Here is a 15533-nt window from a genome sequence, read left to right as displayed (position 1 = left end):
GACTTGCCGTCCACCTGGATGTCGGTGACGCGGAGCACCGTCAGGTCCTGACGATGGCCGGCGGTGCGACGGTAGTTCTTGCGGCGCTTCTTCTTGAAGACGCGGATCTTCGGGCCGCGGGTGTGCTCCACGATCTCGGCGGCGACGCTGGCGCCCTCGACGGTCGGCGCACCGACCTTCGGGGCCGCGCCCTCGGCGCCGACCATCAGCACCTGATCGAGGTTCACCGTGCTGCCGGCCTCTTCGGCCACGCGTTCCACGGTGACCATATCGTCCTTGGCGACCCGGTACTGCTTGCCGCCCGTTTTGATGACTGCGAACATGGTCTTCTTCTCGGCGTTCCGGCCTGACGGTTTCGGTTCATTCGCGCGACTGTGCCGGGCTGTCCGTCGCATTCCAAGGTGCTTGCGGCACCGCGATCCGTCGGCCCTGCGTCAGTCGCAGTCGGTTGTCCTGAGTTCCCTGCCGGCCAGGGGCGATGAGGTCGCCCCGAACAGCAAGAGGCCCGCAGCACCGCCCAACGACGGCCCGCGGGAACAGGGCGCGGACTATAACGTGCCGGGACGGCCTGTCAATGCCCTGCGGCCGGGGGAACGACGGCTTTCACGGCCCCGAGGATATTCTCGACGTTCCATGTCGGTAGCCGTTGCACAAAACCGAACCAGATGCTAGGAAGCGCGCCCGCAACGGAGGGGTGGCCGAGTGGTCGAAGGCGGCGGTCTCGAAAACCGCTGTAGGGTAACCCCCTACCGTGGGTTCGAATCCCACCCCCTCCGCCATTAAGTTCTTGTTTTAATTCATTTTTCGAAAGAGATTCGAACCCTCGGTACGGGTCCCCGCATTCCGCGGGCTTTTGCGCGCATCTCCGTGACGGACCGAACCGGAGAAGCCTGGAACGCTGATTTCTCCGTACTGTGCCCGTCCGTTTTCTCCGCAAGCGAGTGAGACGGCGCTGTCAGAGGAAAAGCTTGAGAGGTGGTCATGGGGCTGGGTAGCCTACCGCATGGCCAATTCGTTTCGCTACTTCAAGACCTCGCCCGAGGTGATCCGCGCGGCGGTGCTGATGTACGTCCGATATCCGCTTTCGCTGCGCAACGTCGAGGACCTGCTGTTCGAGCGCGGGATCGACGTGACCCACGAGACCATCCGGCAGTGGTGGAACCGCTTCGGGCCCATGTTCGCCTCCGAGCTCCGAAAGAAGCGGGCCGGGTGCCACCGCAGCTATATCCAGTGGCGCTGGCACATGGACGAGGTGTTCGTGCGGATCAACGGCGAGAGGCGTTATCTCTGGCGGGCGGTTGACCATGAAGGTGAGGTCCTGGAGGTCTTCATGACCAAGCGCCGTGACGGCCGGGCGGCTAAGGCTTTCCTGAAACTACGATGAAGCGCTACGGCCGGCCGCGGCGGATCGTGACCGATCGGTTGCGGTCCTACGGCGCCGCGATGAAGGAGATTGGCAACGCTGGCCGCCAGGACTGTGGCCGCTGGCGGAACAACCGTGCCGAGAATTCGCATCAGCCGTTCCGACGACGCGAACGGGCGCTGGCCCGGTTTCGAAAATCCGCCACGCTCCAGAAATGCGCCTCCGTCCATGCCGCCGTCCACAACCACTTCAATCACGACCGCTATCTGACCAGCCGGACGATTTTCAACGCAAGCCGCTCAGCTGCCCTCGCTGAATGGCAGCAGCTTGCCGCCTGAAGCCGGGCGCGAACCTGCCATTCGAAGATCAGCTCGCATCGTCTTGACAGCACCGGTCTGCCGCCTTGGCGGAATGGCGGCAACTCGCCGCCTAACCCAGTCGCCTATGCGATCTTAGCCTGGTCTGCTCACATTCCCCTGACAGTGCCCTCACGGCTCATCCTATTTCTGTTCAGCGAGAAATTTTTCTATTCGCGAAAAATATGCATCCGGCTCTTCGTAAAACGGGGTGTGCGAACTGTTCGCAAAGACCGCAATCTCCGAGTTCGGAAGCGCCTTATGCATGCGCAGCGCACAGGCGGGCGTCAGTTCGTCATAGGCGCCAACAACGACAAGGCAGGGCCGATCGATCCGCTTCATCTCGTCGAGCCGGTTCCAATCCTTGAGGTTGCCCGTGTAGAGAAATTCATTCGGCCCTTGAACGGTCTCGTACGGCGCCTTGTTCCATTCCTCGATCGACCGTATCAGCGGTCTCGGCCACGTCTCGAGGCGACACACATGGCGATAGTCGAGCAGCGTAATCGCGGCCTTGTATTCCTCGTGCTCGATCGTGCACTCGGCCTCGCGCTGCTGCATCATGCGGACGGTTTCCGGGCCCAGGGCGGATCGCAGCCGGTTGAGTTCCGAGACGAGGTGCGGGATATCGCCGGCGCTGTCGGCGATCACGAAGCTGGCGAGCGCATCGGGGAAGGTCACCGCATATTCGATGCCGAGCCAGCCGCCCCAGCTATGACCGATCAGATGAAAGCGATCGAGGCCCAGGGCCTTGCGAACGGTCTCCACCTCCCGCGCGTACCGTTCGATGTGCCAGAGAGAGGGATCGGACGGCCTGTCGGAGGCGCCCGTGCCGAGTTGATCGTAGCTGACCACGCGGTAGCCCCGGTCGACCAGACGCAGATGGGGTTCGACAAGGTAGCGACACGGCAGGCCCGGCCCACCACTGAGCAGGAACACGGCTTCACCGCCCGTTCCCCAGGCATAGGTCACGACCTCATGACCGTCCACCTCGACCCGTTGCGTTTGATCCGGCCTGTCGAATGCCGCCATTATATTCCCCCCGATCTGATACGATATCGGGAGAGAATGACGAGGCGCCAGCGGTCAATCAAGCAAGTGGAGACGCGGCGTGGAAATCGACGGCGAGACGGCGTGCCGACTTGCAGCCATCGGGGGCCTTGAGCTCGACAGGACACGAGGCGAGCGCGTGGCCCCCTTCGTCTCGGATGCGCTACGGGGCGCTTTCGCTCTGGCCCGGCTCGACATGGGCGACGCCGGGGCCGCGGGGCCGCCATGGGGCGGAGACGTGCCGGATGCATGAGGCGAACGACTCGATTGCTGCCCTCGGCCGTGCCTATCGCAACGGCCATCGCGCGCCGGTCGAGGTGGTTCGCGGATGCTTCGAGCGGATTGCCGCGGTCGAGCCGGCGCTGAACGCCTGGATCACGCGCGACGCGGAGGCGGCCCTCGCCACGGCCGAGCAACTGGGGCGGGAACTCGAAGCCGGCTGCGATCGCGGCCCCCTGCACGGCGTGCCGGTCGCCATCAAGGATCTGATGGACGTTCGCGGTCAGCCCACCACCTTTGGATCGTCAATCTCTCCTGAGGCGCTTGCTGGCAGGGACGCCACGCTGGTCGGGCGACTGCGGGCGGCTGGTGCCGTGCTGATGGGCAAGACGAACTGCCTGGAATACGGCTACGGAATTGCCCACCCGGCGGTCGGCCAAACCTTCAATCCATGGAACACGTCGCAAACCGCCGGCGGCTCGAGCGGCGGCTCGGCTGCGGCCGTGGCGGCGGGGCAGGTCTGGGGGGCGACCGGTACTGACAGCGGCGGCTCGATCCGGATACCGGCCGCGTACTGCGGCGTCGTCGGCCTGAAACCGACTTACGGGCTCGTGCCGCTGGGTGGCGTCCAGCCGCTTTCGTGGTCCCTGGATCACGCCGGACCGATCGCGCGGACATGCGCGGATGCCGCGTGTTTGCTTTCGCTCATGGCAACTCGAGATGTCCGCCCGATCCCTCGCGACCTTGAGGGCCTGCGCCTCGCTGTCATCCGGGAGCACGCCGAAGACACGGACTTGCAGGAAGACGTCGGCCATGCTTTCGAAGAGGCACTAAGCGTACTTTCCAGCCGGGGCGCCGTGATCCGGCGCGTCAGCGTTCCCGACCTGGCGCACGCCGACGATGCGCTGACGCATGTGATGGCGCCGGAGGCAAGCGTCGTACATGCCGAACGGCTTGCCGCCCGAGCGGAAGACTTCGCCGAGCAGACCCGGGTTCAGCTCGAAACCGGGTTCGCGCTGCCCGCGACGGCCCACGTCCGCGCCCAGCGCTATCGCCGGCATATTGGTCGACAGTTGCGGGAGCTGCTCGAGGAGGCGGACGCATTGGTATCGCCGACCGTGCCCTGGACAGCGCCCACGGAGAACCCGCCGCTCGACGATCCCGTGGGCGCGGCGGAGATGCGTTACATTGCCCCGTACAATTTGACAGGGCTACCCGCGCTGACACTCCCCTGCGGCCTCGGCGAGAATGGCATGCCGGTCGGCTTCCAGTTGGCGGCACCACCGGATTTCGACGGTGAGCTTCTTGCTATTGGCGCCGCGCTCGAGACGATCTTCCCGCCACTGCGTCCGACGGCGTGCGAGGGTTCGGCGGCGCGATAGCAAAGCGGCGCCGTCGACATGGACGGCGCCGCCCTCGGGGTTGCCCGATTCCCGCTACTTGTTGATTTCTGTCATTTCAAGAGTGAAGCGGCCCATTGGTGTCTGGTGGAAGTTCTCGACGTACTGGTGCGAGGCGTTCCGGAACGGGCTGTAGTAGAGATCGATCCAGTGGACATCCTTCTTCGCCATTTCCTGGATCTTGTAATAGATGTCACGCCGCTTCTCCGCATCCAGGACCGTGCGCCCCTTCTCGACGAGCTTGGCCACTTCCGGGTTATGATAGCGGGTGTAATAGGACTTGGCGTCGTTCTCGCCATAGACGGAGAAGGTCGCCTTCTGGTCCGGATCGATAATGTCGTTCGTCCAGTAGTTCAGGGATAGATCATATTCGCCCTGGACGATGGTATCCCAGGTCTGGCCGGGCTCCTGCTTCACGATGTTGAGCTCGATGCCGACCTGCTTGAGCATGTTTTGAAGCAGCACCGCGGTCTGCTGCTGGGTCTCGTTTCCGGCGGCGGTGATGATCTCGAGCGTGAGGTCCTCGACACCGGCCTCGTCAAGGAGCTGGCGGGCCTTGTCGGGATCATAGTCATAGGTGGGCGTGTCCGGATTGTGGAACATCTGCCCCTTCGGCACAAAGCTCGTCGCGACGGTTCCGTGGCCGAACAGCACCGCGTCGATGATCCCTTCGCGGTCGATGGCGTGATAGAGCGCCCGGCGGACCTTCACGTTGTCAAGCGGCGGGTGCTCGTGATTGATGAGCACATGGTCCTCGCGGCTCGACGGGTCGAGATGGACCTGGACGTTGGGATCGTTCTGCAGTCCCTCGACCCGGCTGAACGGGATGAAGATTGCGGCGTCGATCTCGCCGGCCTGCAGCTTCAGGATGCGTGTATTGTCGTTCGCCTCGACGAGCCATTGAACCTCGTCGACCTTGGGCTGACCGTCCTTGTGATAGTGCGGATTCTTTTCCAGGACGATCCTGTTCCCACGCTCCCAGGTCTTGAACTTGAATGCGCCGGCGCCGACGGGGTTCGTCCCGAAGTCATCCCCGCGCTCCTTTACCACGTCTTCCGGCAGGATCGAGGCGGAGAACACCGCGAGCGCCGAGAGGAAGGGTGCGGAGGGATGCTCGAGTTCGATCACTACGGTGTGCTCGTCCGGGGCCTTTACGTCCTCCATCACCTGGAACATCGAGCGTAGAACCGACTCCTTCTCGTCGCGCAGCCGCTCCAGCGAGAATTCGACGTCGCTCGCCGTCAGCGCCGAGCCGTCCGAAAACTTGAGTCCCTCGCGAAGGTGGAAGGTATAGGTCGTCTTGTCCTCGGAAATGTCCCAGCTCTTGGCGAGGTCGGGGGCGACCCCGGTCATGTCCTCGTTCACCTCGACGAGCTTGGCGTTCATGTTGTTTAGAACCCAGATGTCGGCATTCTCAATGGTGAAGATCGGGTCCAGGGTATTACTATCCTGATCGCGACCGATTTTGAGCGTGCCGCCATCGGCAAAGGCCGAGGCGGCGCCGAATGCCGCCGCGAACGCGGCGCCGGCCGGCAGCAGCCATTTGAAATGCATAATTATCGCCTCCCTCATATTCCATTGACTGGATACGATGATCGCACCGCCCGGACGCGGTCCGTGTCAAGCCTTCTCGGTCTCAGGATAGAGGTGACAGGCAGTCGCCGCCGCGCCGACCCGGCGGATCGATGGCGGGGGGTCCTGGCGACAGGCGTCCATGACGTGCGGGCAGCGGGGGTGGAACGCACAACCTGGCGGCTTGTCGGCCGGGCTTGGCGGCTCGCCCTCGAGCCGCGGCAGCTCACGGCGGCCCTTTGGGAACTCGACCCGCGGCATCGCCTCCACGAGGCTCTGGGTGTAGGGATGCTTCGGATGATAGAAAATCTCGTCCGCGGGGCCTTCCTCCACGATCCGGCCGAGATACATCACCGCGACCCGTTGGCAGAGGTGATGCACGACGCCCAGGTCGTGCGAGATGAACAGCATGGTGAGCTGCATCTCACGTTGCAGGCGCAGGAACAGGTTGAGGATCTGTGCCTGGATCGAGAGGTCGAGCGCCGACACGGGCTCGTCGGCGATGATAAATTCCGGCTCCACCGCGAGCGCCCGGGCAATGCCGACGCGTTGGCATTGCCCGCCGGACAGGCCCCGCGGCCGGCGGTCGGCGAATTCGGTATCGAGGCCCACAGTGTCGAGGAGTGCTGCCACACGCCCGGGTATCTCCTCGCGGCGGGTGAGCCGATGGACGCGCAGCACCTCCGCCAGGGCTTCGCCGACCTTGAAACGGGGGTTGAGCGAGGCCAGCGGGTCCTGGAACACCATCTGGGCGCGCTTGCGGTAGGCCAGGAGGCTCCGGCGGTCCTGGCGCAGAACGTCCGTGCCGTCAAATCGCACCTCGCCGGTGGCGGGCGTCAGGCGCAGCAGCGCGCGCCCCAGCGAGCTTTTCCCGGAACCGCTTTCACCGACCAGGCCCACGGCCTCGCCCTTGCGGATGGCGAGATGGGCGCCATCCACGGCGGCAAGCTCGCGGCCCGGCTTTCGCCGCAGGAGATCGGCGAAGCTCCGCGACAGCGTATAGCGCACCGAGAGATCGCGGACATCGACGAGCAGATCGTTCACGGGCCAACCTCCATGACCTCGCGCCAACGCACGCATGCCGAGGCATGGCCGTCGTCCACCGTCTCCAGTTCTATGGGCTCGCGCCGGCACCGATCGATGGCGAAGCGGCAGCGGGGGTGGAAACGGCAGCCCTGCGGCAACCGGTCGAGAGGCGGCGGGTAGCCGCTGATCGACGGGAGTTCCGCGCCACGGGCCGCGGTTGTGGGCAAGGAGTCCAAAAGACCCCGGGTATAGGGGTGGCGCGGTCGGGTGAGCACGTCCTGTGTCCCCCCGCACTCCATCACTCGGCCGCTGTAGAGCACGACGACGCTGTCGCAGGTCTCCGCGACGACACCGATGTCATGGGTGACCAGCACGATGGCGAGCCCGGTGCGATCCCTGAGATCGAGAAGCAGCCGGAGGATCTGGGCCTGGACCGTGACGTCGAGCGCCGTCGTGGGCTCGTCGGCGAGCAGGATCTTCGGCTCGCAGGCAAGCGCGGCCGCAATCATCACGCGCTGCTTCATGCCGCCGCTGAACTGGTGGGGATAGCGCTCGATCTGGCCGGCGGGATCGGGAATGCCAACCTGGCGCAGAAGCTCGACGGCGCGCTTCCGGGCGGCACGGCGGCTCTCGCCGAAATGCCAGATCAACGGCTCGGCGATCAGGTCGCCCACGGTGAACACGGGATCGAGGTGGCTTGCGGGATTCTGGAAGATCATCGCGATGTCGCGGCCCCTGACCACCCGCATCTCGGCTTCGCTGAGCCGCATCAGGTCACGGTTCTCGAACATCACCGTGCCCGCGGCGATTCGCGCGCGCCGCGACGGCAGCAGGCGCAGCAGAGAGCGGCAAGCCACGGTCTTGCCCGACCCGCTTTCCCCCACCAGCCCCAGAATCTCACCGGGCCGGAGCTGAAAGCTCAGCCCGTCCACGGCCGCGACCGCCCGGGTGGGGGTCGCAAATTCCGTCCGCAGCCCGGCTACGTCCAACAGCGTCATCCCATCACTCCTGGACACCGAGCCATTCGGCGAGCCCGTCCGCGAACAGGCTGAAGGACAGGGCAGCGAGGACGATCGCCACGCCGGGGAAGAAGGTGATCCACCAGGCCCGGGTGATGAAGTTCTGGCCGTCCGCCACCATCACGCCCCACTCCGGCGTGGGCGGCTGCGCCCCGAGTCCGAGATACGACAACGAGGAGCCCAGGAGAATGACGATGACGACATCGGTCATCGAGAACACCACGGCGGGAATGATGGCGTTGGGCAGCATGTGTCGCAGCATGGTCCGGAGGTGGCCAAAGCCGAGGGCGCGGCAAGCCATGACGTAGTCCTGTTCGCGCAGGACCAGCATCTCGGCGCGCACGAGCCGGGCGTAGGAGACCCAGCCGACGAGCGCGACCGAGATGTAGAAGCTGGAGACGCCGGGTCCCAGGATCGCGATGATGGCAATGACGAGGACGAAATAGGGAAAGGCGATCGTGACGTCGAGCAGCCGCATCAGGAGGGTGTCGACAATGCCACCGAAATAGCCCGCGAAAGCGCCCAGTGTGATGCCGATGAGAAAGGGGAACAGCACGCCGAGAATCCCCATCTCCAGATCGAGCCGCGTGCCGAAGATGATGCGGGAGAGGACGTCGCGGCCGAAGTTGTCCGTACCGAGCGGGTGGGCCCAGCTTGGCGGGCTGAGCGTCGTCCTGAGATCCTGCGCGATCGGGTCGTAGGGGGCGATGAAGGGCGCGAAGACCGCCACAACGAACCAGAAAGCGACCGCCGCGGCACCGATGTAGACGAGGCGAGGCGGTTCGCCCAGGCGTTCATGGAGTTTCGCCAGGCGCCGGGGCGTATGCAACTCACTGACAGCCATTACATCTCGACCCTGGGATCGAGGGCCACGGTGACGATGTCCACGAAGAAGTTCACGAGGATCACGCCGATCGCGAACATCAGCGTGACGGCCTGAACCACCAGATAGTCCCGGCCGAAGATCGAGGACACCATCAGCTGTCCAAGGCCCGGTACGGAATACACGGACTCGATGACCACCGTGCCGCCGATGAGCCAGCTCACGTTGACGCCAAGCAGGTTGACCGTCGGGATGAGGGAGTTGCGGAACACGTGGCCGAGGTAGATCGCCCGCTCGGGCAGCCCCTTGGCGCGTTCTGCCGAGACATAGTCGCTCTCCAACTGCGCCAGGAGCGTCGCCCTGAGGTTGCGGACCAGCACCGGCGCCAGAGCGATCGAGATGGTCAGCGCCGGCAGGAACAGGTGATGCAGATGGCTCAGCGCTCCCTCGCCGTAGCCCGAGACCGGAAAAAGACGCAGCTCGATCGAGAACAAGAGCATCAGCATGATGCCCAGCCAGAAAGCCGGCAGCCCGATCCCGGCGGTGGAGAAGACGCGTACGGCTTGGTCGACACTGCTGCCGGCGCGCCAGGCCGCGGCAAGCGCGAGCGGCACCGCAAGAAGAACGGAGAGCACCACCCCGTAAATCAGCAGGAACAATGTGGGGGCAACCCGCTGCTCCACCACGCTCAGCACCGGCGCACGATAGATGATGGACCGGCCGAGCTCGCCCTGCAGCAGGTTCTTCATGAAGTGGACGTACTGGAGTACAAGAGGTTGATCGAGCCCGAATTTTTCTCGGACCTCCGCGATTGCCTCAGGCGTGGCCTTGGCGCCGAGGAGGATGCGCGCCGGATCGCCGGGAATCAGCTGAACAAGGATGAAGGTGACGATGCTGACCCCGATGAGGACGGGGAGGAGCTGAATCGGTCTGTAAAGAACGAACTTGAAGCGATGCATGCCGGACCTGGAAAGGTGCGCCCTCCGCGTGGCCGGTCGAGCCTAAGGTTTGACTGCGGTCGAGACAAGGCTCGGACGGCTTGGCCTATTCGCACGGCTGCCCCGCGCCAGACCTGTCCCAGGCAGGATTACGGTGCGGGCTCTCAACCAAGCGAATCGCATGGGCTTTGTCACGAGAACAGGTGGTGTGCCGCCGATGAAGTCGATAGCGTGCGGCCATGCCACCAATCTCGTATGCCCACCACCAATACCCGCCTGCCGTGATTCAGCATGCCGTCTGACTTTATCTCCGGTTCACGCTGAGCTACCGCGACGTGGAAGAACTGCTGGCCGCGCGCGGGGTGGAGGTGAGCTACGAGACGGTCCGCCGGCGGGTGCTGAAATTTGGACCGGCGGCGGCACGCCCCCTGCGGCAGCTCCGTGATCGGCCCAGCCCACACTGGCATCTCGACGAGATGGTCGTTCGGATCGCTGGCAAGCGCATGTATCTGTGGCGGGCTGTCGATGATCAAGGGGAGGTGCTGGAGTCCTCGTCCAAAGTGGTCGTGACAAGGCGGCGGCGCGAAAGCTGATGCGCAAGCTGCTCAAGAAGAAGGGCTTTGCCCTCACGGTGATCGCGACGGACAGGCTTCGCTCTTACGGTGCCGCCTTCGCCGACTGGGACCTCGCGGCGCGCCATGAACAGGGCGCTGTCAGGAGAATCAGAAGCGGTCGCCAACCGCCTTGGCCGACTGCAGCATCAGGCGGCGAGTTGCTGCCACTCCGTCAAGGTGTGAGTCGGCGCGGGGTCTGGGCGCCGAGCGGCGTTGTAGAGCCTTGATTTCGCTTGGTTCAGCAGGGTCAAACTCGCTGCCGATTCACAGCCACCAGCTCCGCCGCACACGCGGGGGCAGCCTGAGGCTCGAATTCACGCCCGTTGCATTTTGTATGTAAAGGCTGAAATTTCAGGCAGCGTTGACATGACTAGTGCTGAAACCCAGGCCGATAGGGGCATGCGAGGCGCGTTCCCTGATTGCTGCCGCAGCTTCCCTGTTAGCGGATTTTGGTTCCCTGCTCCCTTCCGCAAATTCCCTGTTCTTCCCCGCAGGCAATTCTCCGCTAACGTCCTGATTTCGCTGCCTAGTTCTCGGCGGGTATGGATACGATCCCTGCAAAAATTGGCAAAATTCCCTGTAAATCGGGGCATAACAGGGAAAATGGGCGGAGACCAGTTCGCACCAGACTGCCTGCACCGCCATTTTCCATCCGACGAACGTTCTCCGTCTGTCGGATCGCGCCGAAAATCCCGAGAAACTGCGCCGTTCGCCGTCAGACCTCCGAACTGTGCCAGTCCTGTTGGGCTGGATCGGCGTGCTCTCTCCCTGCCTATTCTCTCAACTGGCCTGACCCCTTCAAACCGCTCCAGGCGCTATATGTTAGCGTCTGGTTTTCGAGGAGATTGGAACTGGCACGACGGAAGCGCTCCCCGGAGGAGATCATCGGCAAGCTGCGCGAGGCCGAGGTGTTATTGTCGAAGGGCAAGAAGGTTGGCGAGGTCCGAGCTGCCTCCCTCGGACGGCGGACGCACAGCGGTCGTGCTGGTCGGCTCAGAAATCGGCCTCTGTGGCGCCTTCAAGGATCGGCTGGTAACCTTCGCCCTGGAAAGCCTGGCTGCGACCGGCGATGACGTTGCCGAGGGACTCGTGCTCACGATTGGAGCCTGCGCTGACGCGAGTTGGCGTGCCGAGGCCGAGCCGCCGGCTGCCCATGAAGAGGTGCCTGCGACGGTGGAAACGCTCGCGCACACGGTCAGCACCGTGCTGACCCGCCTCGACCACAGGCGGGAGAGTGAAGGTGTCGGTCGGCTCGTAATGTTTCACCATCGTCCCGGCGAGCGAGGCGGCATGACGCCCGTGCGTGCCCGCCTCCTGCCGATCGACCCTGGCTGGCTCACCGCATTGCGCGGGCGTACTTGGTCGTCGTGCCGTTTGCCGGTTCCCATCGGACCTCCGGAGGCGCTTTTCAGCAGCCTGATCCGCCAGCTTCTCTTCGCGCGTGTCTTCACTGCGGTCATCCAGTCGCACACAGCCGAGCATGCCGAGCGTCTTGCCGCCATGCAGGCGGTTGATCGTAGCATTGTCGAAAAAATCGACGATCTGCACGTGGCTCATCGACTGAAGCGGCAGGACGTGATCACGTCGGAGTTCCTTGACGTCATCTCAGGCTATGAGGCCATCACCGGGAACGTCCTCAGTTGAGAGATAACAGAGCTCACGGGCATGCGCCAAATATTTGGATACGGTTGTCAGTATGAGCGATTTAGAGACTGCGATGCTCTACGCGACGCTGGCCGGCGCCTTCATGCCGCTGGGTGGAGTCCTAGCGCGGATAGAGCGCATTCGTCCGTTGTGGCTGGAACGCGAACTGCGCCACGGCGTCATCGCCTTCGGCGGTGGCGCGCTTCTGGCAGCCGTTGCGCTCGTGCTGGTGCCGGAAGGCCAGCGCTATCTGTCCGCATGGCCGGCGTTGGCCGCCTTCGGCGCGGGCGGAATCACGTTCTTTCTCATCGACCGGACGATCGAGCGGCGGGGCGGCGGCATCGCACAGCTTATGTCCATGCTGCTCGACTTCGTTCCGGAATCGCTCGCGCTCGGCACCATGCTGGCGGCGGATTGGCAGGCGGGATTGCTGCTGGCCGGCTTGATTGCCCTGCAGAACCTGCCGGAGGGGTTCAACGCCTACCTCGAACTTCGTGTGCGCGACGCGCTGTCCTCGAAACAAATACTCGCTGGGTTTTGCGCGATGACGCTGCTCGGGCCGCTCGCGGCGTGGTTCGGATTCATCTATCTGCGCCAAACGAGTGGTGCCCTGGGCGCGATGATGCTGTTTTCAGCGGGTGGGATTCTTTACCTGATCTTCGAGGACATTGCGCCGCAGGCGCATCTTGCGCGGAGATGGGCGCCGGCGCTCGGCGCGGTGGCAGGCTTCATGCTTGGCCTCCTGGGACAAATGCTTCTTGGATGAAGAGGGGGCAAGGGGCGCCGAACTGACCCGCCCGCAAGTTACGGAAATGCTGGTTTGTAATTCGGAGACGACCATGTCCGAACAGAAGAATCGCAGTTTCGCCGTCATCGGCCTCGGCACGTTCGGCACGACGGTGGCCTCGGAGCTGGCACGTTTCGGAAACCACGTGCTTGGGATCGATACAGTCGAGCGAAACGTCAGCCATGTTGCGGAGATGCTGACGGAAGCCGTGATCGCCGACGGACGCGATGAGGAGGCGCTGCGCGAGGCGGGGGTCGGTAACTACGACGTCGCGGTAATCGCGATCGGTGAGGACCTCGACGCGAACATTCTCTGCACGATGAACGTCAAGCTCATCGGCGTGCCAACCGTCTGGGTCAAGGCGATGAGCCGCACTCACCATCGCATCCTCAGGAAGCTCGGCGCGGACCGGGTGATCGAGCCCGAGCAGGAGATCGGCCGCGTCGGGCCTCTGACGCTGGGCTTCTTCTTGGCCACTCGGGCGAAGGCACGGGTCGGCTATCCACCGAGCAAAGTGTTTCTGGGATAGGTGCCTGGACGGACGGCGCGGTGCATGAGAATTGCCTGTTCCGCACCTGACATTCCCTGTTCTTCTTCAATGAATACGCTGTTCGCTATTTTAGGGAATTTCTCGGTAACCCACAGACAAATGAGCTTTATTCTGCTTGTAACACGTACCTGAACCCCAGATAGCACCAATTTTCCCTGTATTTTCGCTGTTCGACAGGCCGCCGCACCGGAGATGGGTTCGCATCAGACTGCCTGCACCGCCATTTGTCCGACTGTCAGGCCCGGTAGAGACGTCGCCTGGACCGTCCGAGCTCGCTATTTGCGGTTCAACATCGCGCCGCTGCGCCGGGCCATGCCGAGTTTGTTGCGAAGGTCGTCGCGCATCAGCCGCGACAGGTGCGGGCTGTCCGAGCGCCTCCAGCGCGATCAGGACCGCCTCGTGCTCCTCCGTCGCCTGGAGCCAGCGTTCCCGCGATTGGTTGGCGGCGTAGACAGCGCAGCGGCACGAGTGGGCCCTGCCGCGGCTGCGATCTCCTCTCGTCATCGCCCCAGGCGTGCGCCCGGCACGCCGTTGACGAACCAAGCCAAAATGTATGTGGTATAGAATATGTAAAAATGAACGCACGCCGTCGTTCGGCGACCGTAATACAGAAGGAGTGGAATTCGGATGAGTCACCGCAGCGGCCGGCATTTCCTGCAGATTCCCGGCCCGACGAACGTTCCCGACCGGGTCCTGCGCGCAATCGATCATCCGACGATCGACCATCGCGGGCCGGACTTCGCGGAACTGACGCGGCAGATCCTCCCGGGGCTACGGAAGGTCTTCAAAACGGCTGGTCCAGTGGTGATTTACCCGGCCTCCGGCACGGGCGCCTGGGAGGCGGCGCTGGTCAATACGCTTTCGCCCGGCGATCGCGTGCTGATGTTCGAGACGGGGCACTTTGCGGCCCTGTGGCACGAGATGGCGAAGCGCCTGGGTCTGGAACCCGAGTTCATCTCCGGCGATTGGCGCACCGGCGCCGATCCGGAGGCCATCGGCCAGCGCCTGCGCGAAGACACCGAAGGCAGTGTCAAAGCGGTCTGCGTCGTCCACAACGAGACCTCGACCGGCGTGACCAGCCGCATCGGCGAAATCCGCAAGGCCATCGACAACGCGGGGCATCCGGCGCTGCTCATGGTCGATACGATCTCCTCGCTTGCCTCGATCGACTACCGCCACGACGACTGGGGCGTCGACGTCACGGTCGCCGGCTCGCAGAAGGGCCTGATGCTGCCGCCGGGGCTGTCGTTCAACGCGATCAGCCAAAAGGCGCTGAAGGCCGCCGAAGGTGCACGCCTGCCGCGCAGCTACTGGGACTGGCGGCCCATCCTGGCCGCCAACGAGAACGGCTTCTTCGGCTACACGCCGGCCACAAATCTGCTGTACGGTCTGCGCGAGGCCCTGGCGATGCTGTTGGAGGAAGGCCTCGACAACGTCTTCGCCCGCCACCAGCTCCATGCCGCCGCGACCCGGGCTGCCGTCGAGGCCTGGGGGTTGGAGGTCCTCGCCAGCAATCCGCGCGAATACTCGGGCTCGCTCACCGCCGTCGTCATGCCCGAAGGTCACGACGCCGACGCCTTCCGCAAGACCGTACTGGACCGCTTCGACATGTCGCTCGGCGCCGGGCTGGGCAAGCTGAAGGGCCGGGTGTTCCGCATCGGACATCTGGGGGACTTCAACGATCTGATGCTCGCCGGGACGCTGTCGGGTGTGGAGATGGGGCTGAGCCTTGCGGGCGTGCCCCATCGCAAGGGTGGCGTTCAGGCCGCTTTCGACGTGCTGACCGGGGCAGGGGGGAGCGCCGCCGCAACAGCCGACGCCGGCCGTTAGGTCCGGCCGGGGCGCCCTCCTTCGGCCCGTATTCGATGCGGGGGTCATTCACGCAACTTTCAACCGAGGGCCGGCCAGCCCGGCGGCGAGGCTGCGCTCGCAGCCCTCGGCGGCCCCGAACACGATCAGCGTTGGCGCCAAGGCGCGCAGGTGGGTGGACGTCCAGGCGATCCTTGGCGTCGCGGATGCCTACCGCGGTGTTCTGGACGGCAGCCTGGAGCCGGTGGCGGCCGCCGCCCGGATAGGCGACCTCGCGGGCGCGACGCCCCTGGCGAACGGCTTCTATTATGAGCGTGCCGGTGCCGAGTGGATCGAGGCGGGTTCATAGGACGCCGCCAAGCGGTG

Annotated in this window: 13 protein-coding genes, 1 tRNA gene and 3 pseudogenes; 10 read left to right on the top strand and 7 right to left on the bottom strand. The window is 64.3% G+C overall.

Annotation, left to right across the window (positions count from 1 at the left end):
• Positions 1-17: 17 nt before the first annotated feature.
• Positions 18-323 (bottom strand): annotated as a pseudogene (gene rplU, locus DRB17_RS20745) (50S ribosomal protein L21); the annotation flags it as partial.
• A 365-nt stretch (positions 324-688) separates the two neighbouring features.
• Between rplU and DRB17_RS14390 the strand changes: the two are divergent.
• Positions 689-779: transfer RNA gene (locus tag DRB17_RS14390), tRNA-Ser, on the top strand.
• A 224-nt stretch (positions 780-1003) separates the two neighbouring features.
• Positions 1004-1701, top strand: a pseudogene (locus tag DRB17_RS21010) (IS6 family transposase).
• Between the two features lie 162 nt (positions 1702-1863).
• On the opposite strand, the gene DRB17_RS14380 reads toward DRB17_RS21010, so the two are convergent.
• On the bottom strand, positions 1864-2748 hold the full coding sequence (locus DRB17_RS14380) for a proline iminopeptidase-family hydrolase (RefSeq protein WP_114582917.1): 885 nt from the start codon (positions 2746-2748) through the stop codon (positions 1864-1866).
• Positions 2749-2827: 79 nt separating this feature from the next.
• Between DRB17_RS14380 and DRB17_RS14375 the strand changes: the two genes are divergently transcribed.
• Positions 2828-3019 (top strand): hypothetical protein, encoded by a 192-nt coding sequence (locus DRB17_RS14375; protein ID WP_114582916.1) that lies wholly within the window; start codon positions 2828-2830, stop codon positions 3017-3019.
• Positions 3012-4367 (top strand): amidase, encoded by a 1356-nt coding sequence (locus DRB17_RS14370; protein ID WP_114582915.1) that lies wholly within the window; start codon positions 3012-3014, stop codon positions 4365-4367. Before DRB17_RS14375 ends, DRB17_RS14370 begins: the two co-directional genes overlap by 8 nt.
• 54 nt (positions 4368-4421) lie before the next feature.
• Here DRB17_RS14370 and DRB17_RS14365 read toward each other — a convergent pair whose 3' ends face one another.
• The 5 genes from DRB17_RS14365 to DRB17_RS14345 form a co-directional block, all read right to left on the bottom strand.
• Positions 4422-5939, bottom strand: coding sequence for an ABC transporter substrate-binding protein (locus DRB17_RS14365; RefSeq protein ID WP_161958836.1), 1518 nt, complete (start codon positions 5937-5939; stop codon positions 4422-4424).
• A gap of 66 nt (positions 5940-6005) precedes the next feature.
• Positions 6006-7001: an ABC transporter ATP-binding protein gene (locus DRB17_RS14360; protein ID WP_241503844.1), complete on the bottom strand. Its 996-nt coding sequence runs from the start codon at positions 6999-7001 to the stop codon at positions 6006-6008.
• Entirely contained in the window at positions 6998-7981 is a 984-nt protein-coding gene (locus DRB17_RS14355) for an ABC transporter ATP-binding protein (protein WP_114582912.1), read from the bottom strand. The genes DRB17_RS14360 and DRB17_RS14355 overlap by 4 nt, the downstream gene beginning before the upstream one ends.
• A gap of 4 nt (positions 7982-7985) precedes the next feature.
• On the bottom strand, positions 7986-8846 hold the full coding sequence (locus DRB17_RS14350) for an ABC transporter permease (RefSeq protein WP_114582911.1): 861 nt from the start codon (positions 8844-8846) through the stop codon (positions 7986-7988).
• Positions 8846-9784: an ABC transporter permease gene (locus DRB17_RS14345; protein ID WP_114582910.1), complete on the bottom strand. Its 939-nt coding sequence runs from the start codon at positions 9782-9784 to the stop codon at positions 8846-8848. The genes DRB17_RS14350 and DRB17_RS14345 overlap by 1 nt, the downstream gene beginning before the upstream one ends.
• A gap of 218 nt (positions 9785-10002) precedes the next feature.
• Between DRB17_RS14345 and DRB17_RS21005 the strand changes: the two are divergent.
• From DRB17_RS21005 to DRB17_RS20240, 6 genes and pseudogenes are all read left to right on the top strand, one after another.
• A pseudogene (locus DRB17_RS21005) lies at positions 10003-10505 on the top strand (IS6 family transposase); the annotation flags it as partial.
• Between the two features lie 238 nt (positions 10506-10743).
• Entirely contained in the window at positions 10744-12021 is a 1278-nt protein-coding gene (locus DRB17_RS20910) for a F0F1 ATP synthase subunit gamma (protein ID WP_114582908.1), read from the top strand.
• 34 nt (positions 12022-12055) lie between these two features.
• Entirely contained in the window at positions 12056-12787 is a 732-nt protein-coding gene (locus tag DRB17_RS14330) for a ZIP family metal transporter (protein WP_206607905.1), read from the top strand.
• A 73-nt stretch (positions 12788-12860) separates the two neighbouring features.
• Complete coding sequence (locus tag DRB17_RS14325) at positions 12861-13337, top strand: potassium channel family protein (protein ID WP_206607904.1); 477 nt, start codon at positions 12861-12863, stop codon at positions 13335-13337.
• A 648-nt stretch (positions 13338-13985) separates the two neighbouring features.
• A complete protein-coding gene (locus tag DRB17_RS14320) occupies positions 13986-15188 on the top strand; it encodes a pyridoxal-phosphate-dependent aminotransferase family protein (RefSeq protein WP_114582906.1) in 1203 nt (400 codons plus the stop codon).
• Positions 15189-15342: 154 nt separating this feature from the next.
• Positions 15343-15516 carry a hypothetical protein gene (locus DRB17_RS20240; RefSeq protein WP_153242376.1) on the top strand — a complete coding sequence of 58 codons (174 nt, stop codon included), beginning with the start codon at positions 15343-15345 and terminating at the stop codon, positions 15514-15516.
• The last annotated feature ends 17 nt before the right edge of the window (positions 15517-15533 follow it).

It is taken from the genome of Ferruginivarius sediminum, from assembly GCF_003344765.1.
Classification (GTDB): domain Bacteria; phylum Pseudomonadota; class Alphaproteobacteria; order Kiloniellales; family Rhodovibrionaceae; genus Ferruginivarius; species Ferruginivarius sediminum.
This window is presented reverse-complemented; position numbering and strand designations above follow the sequence as displayed.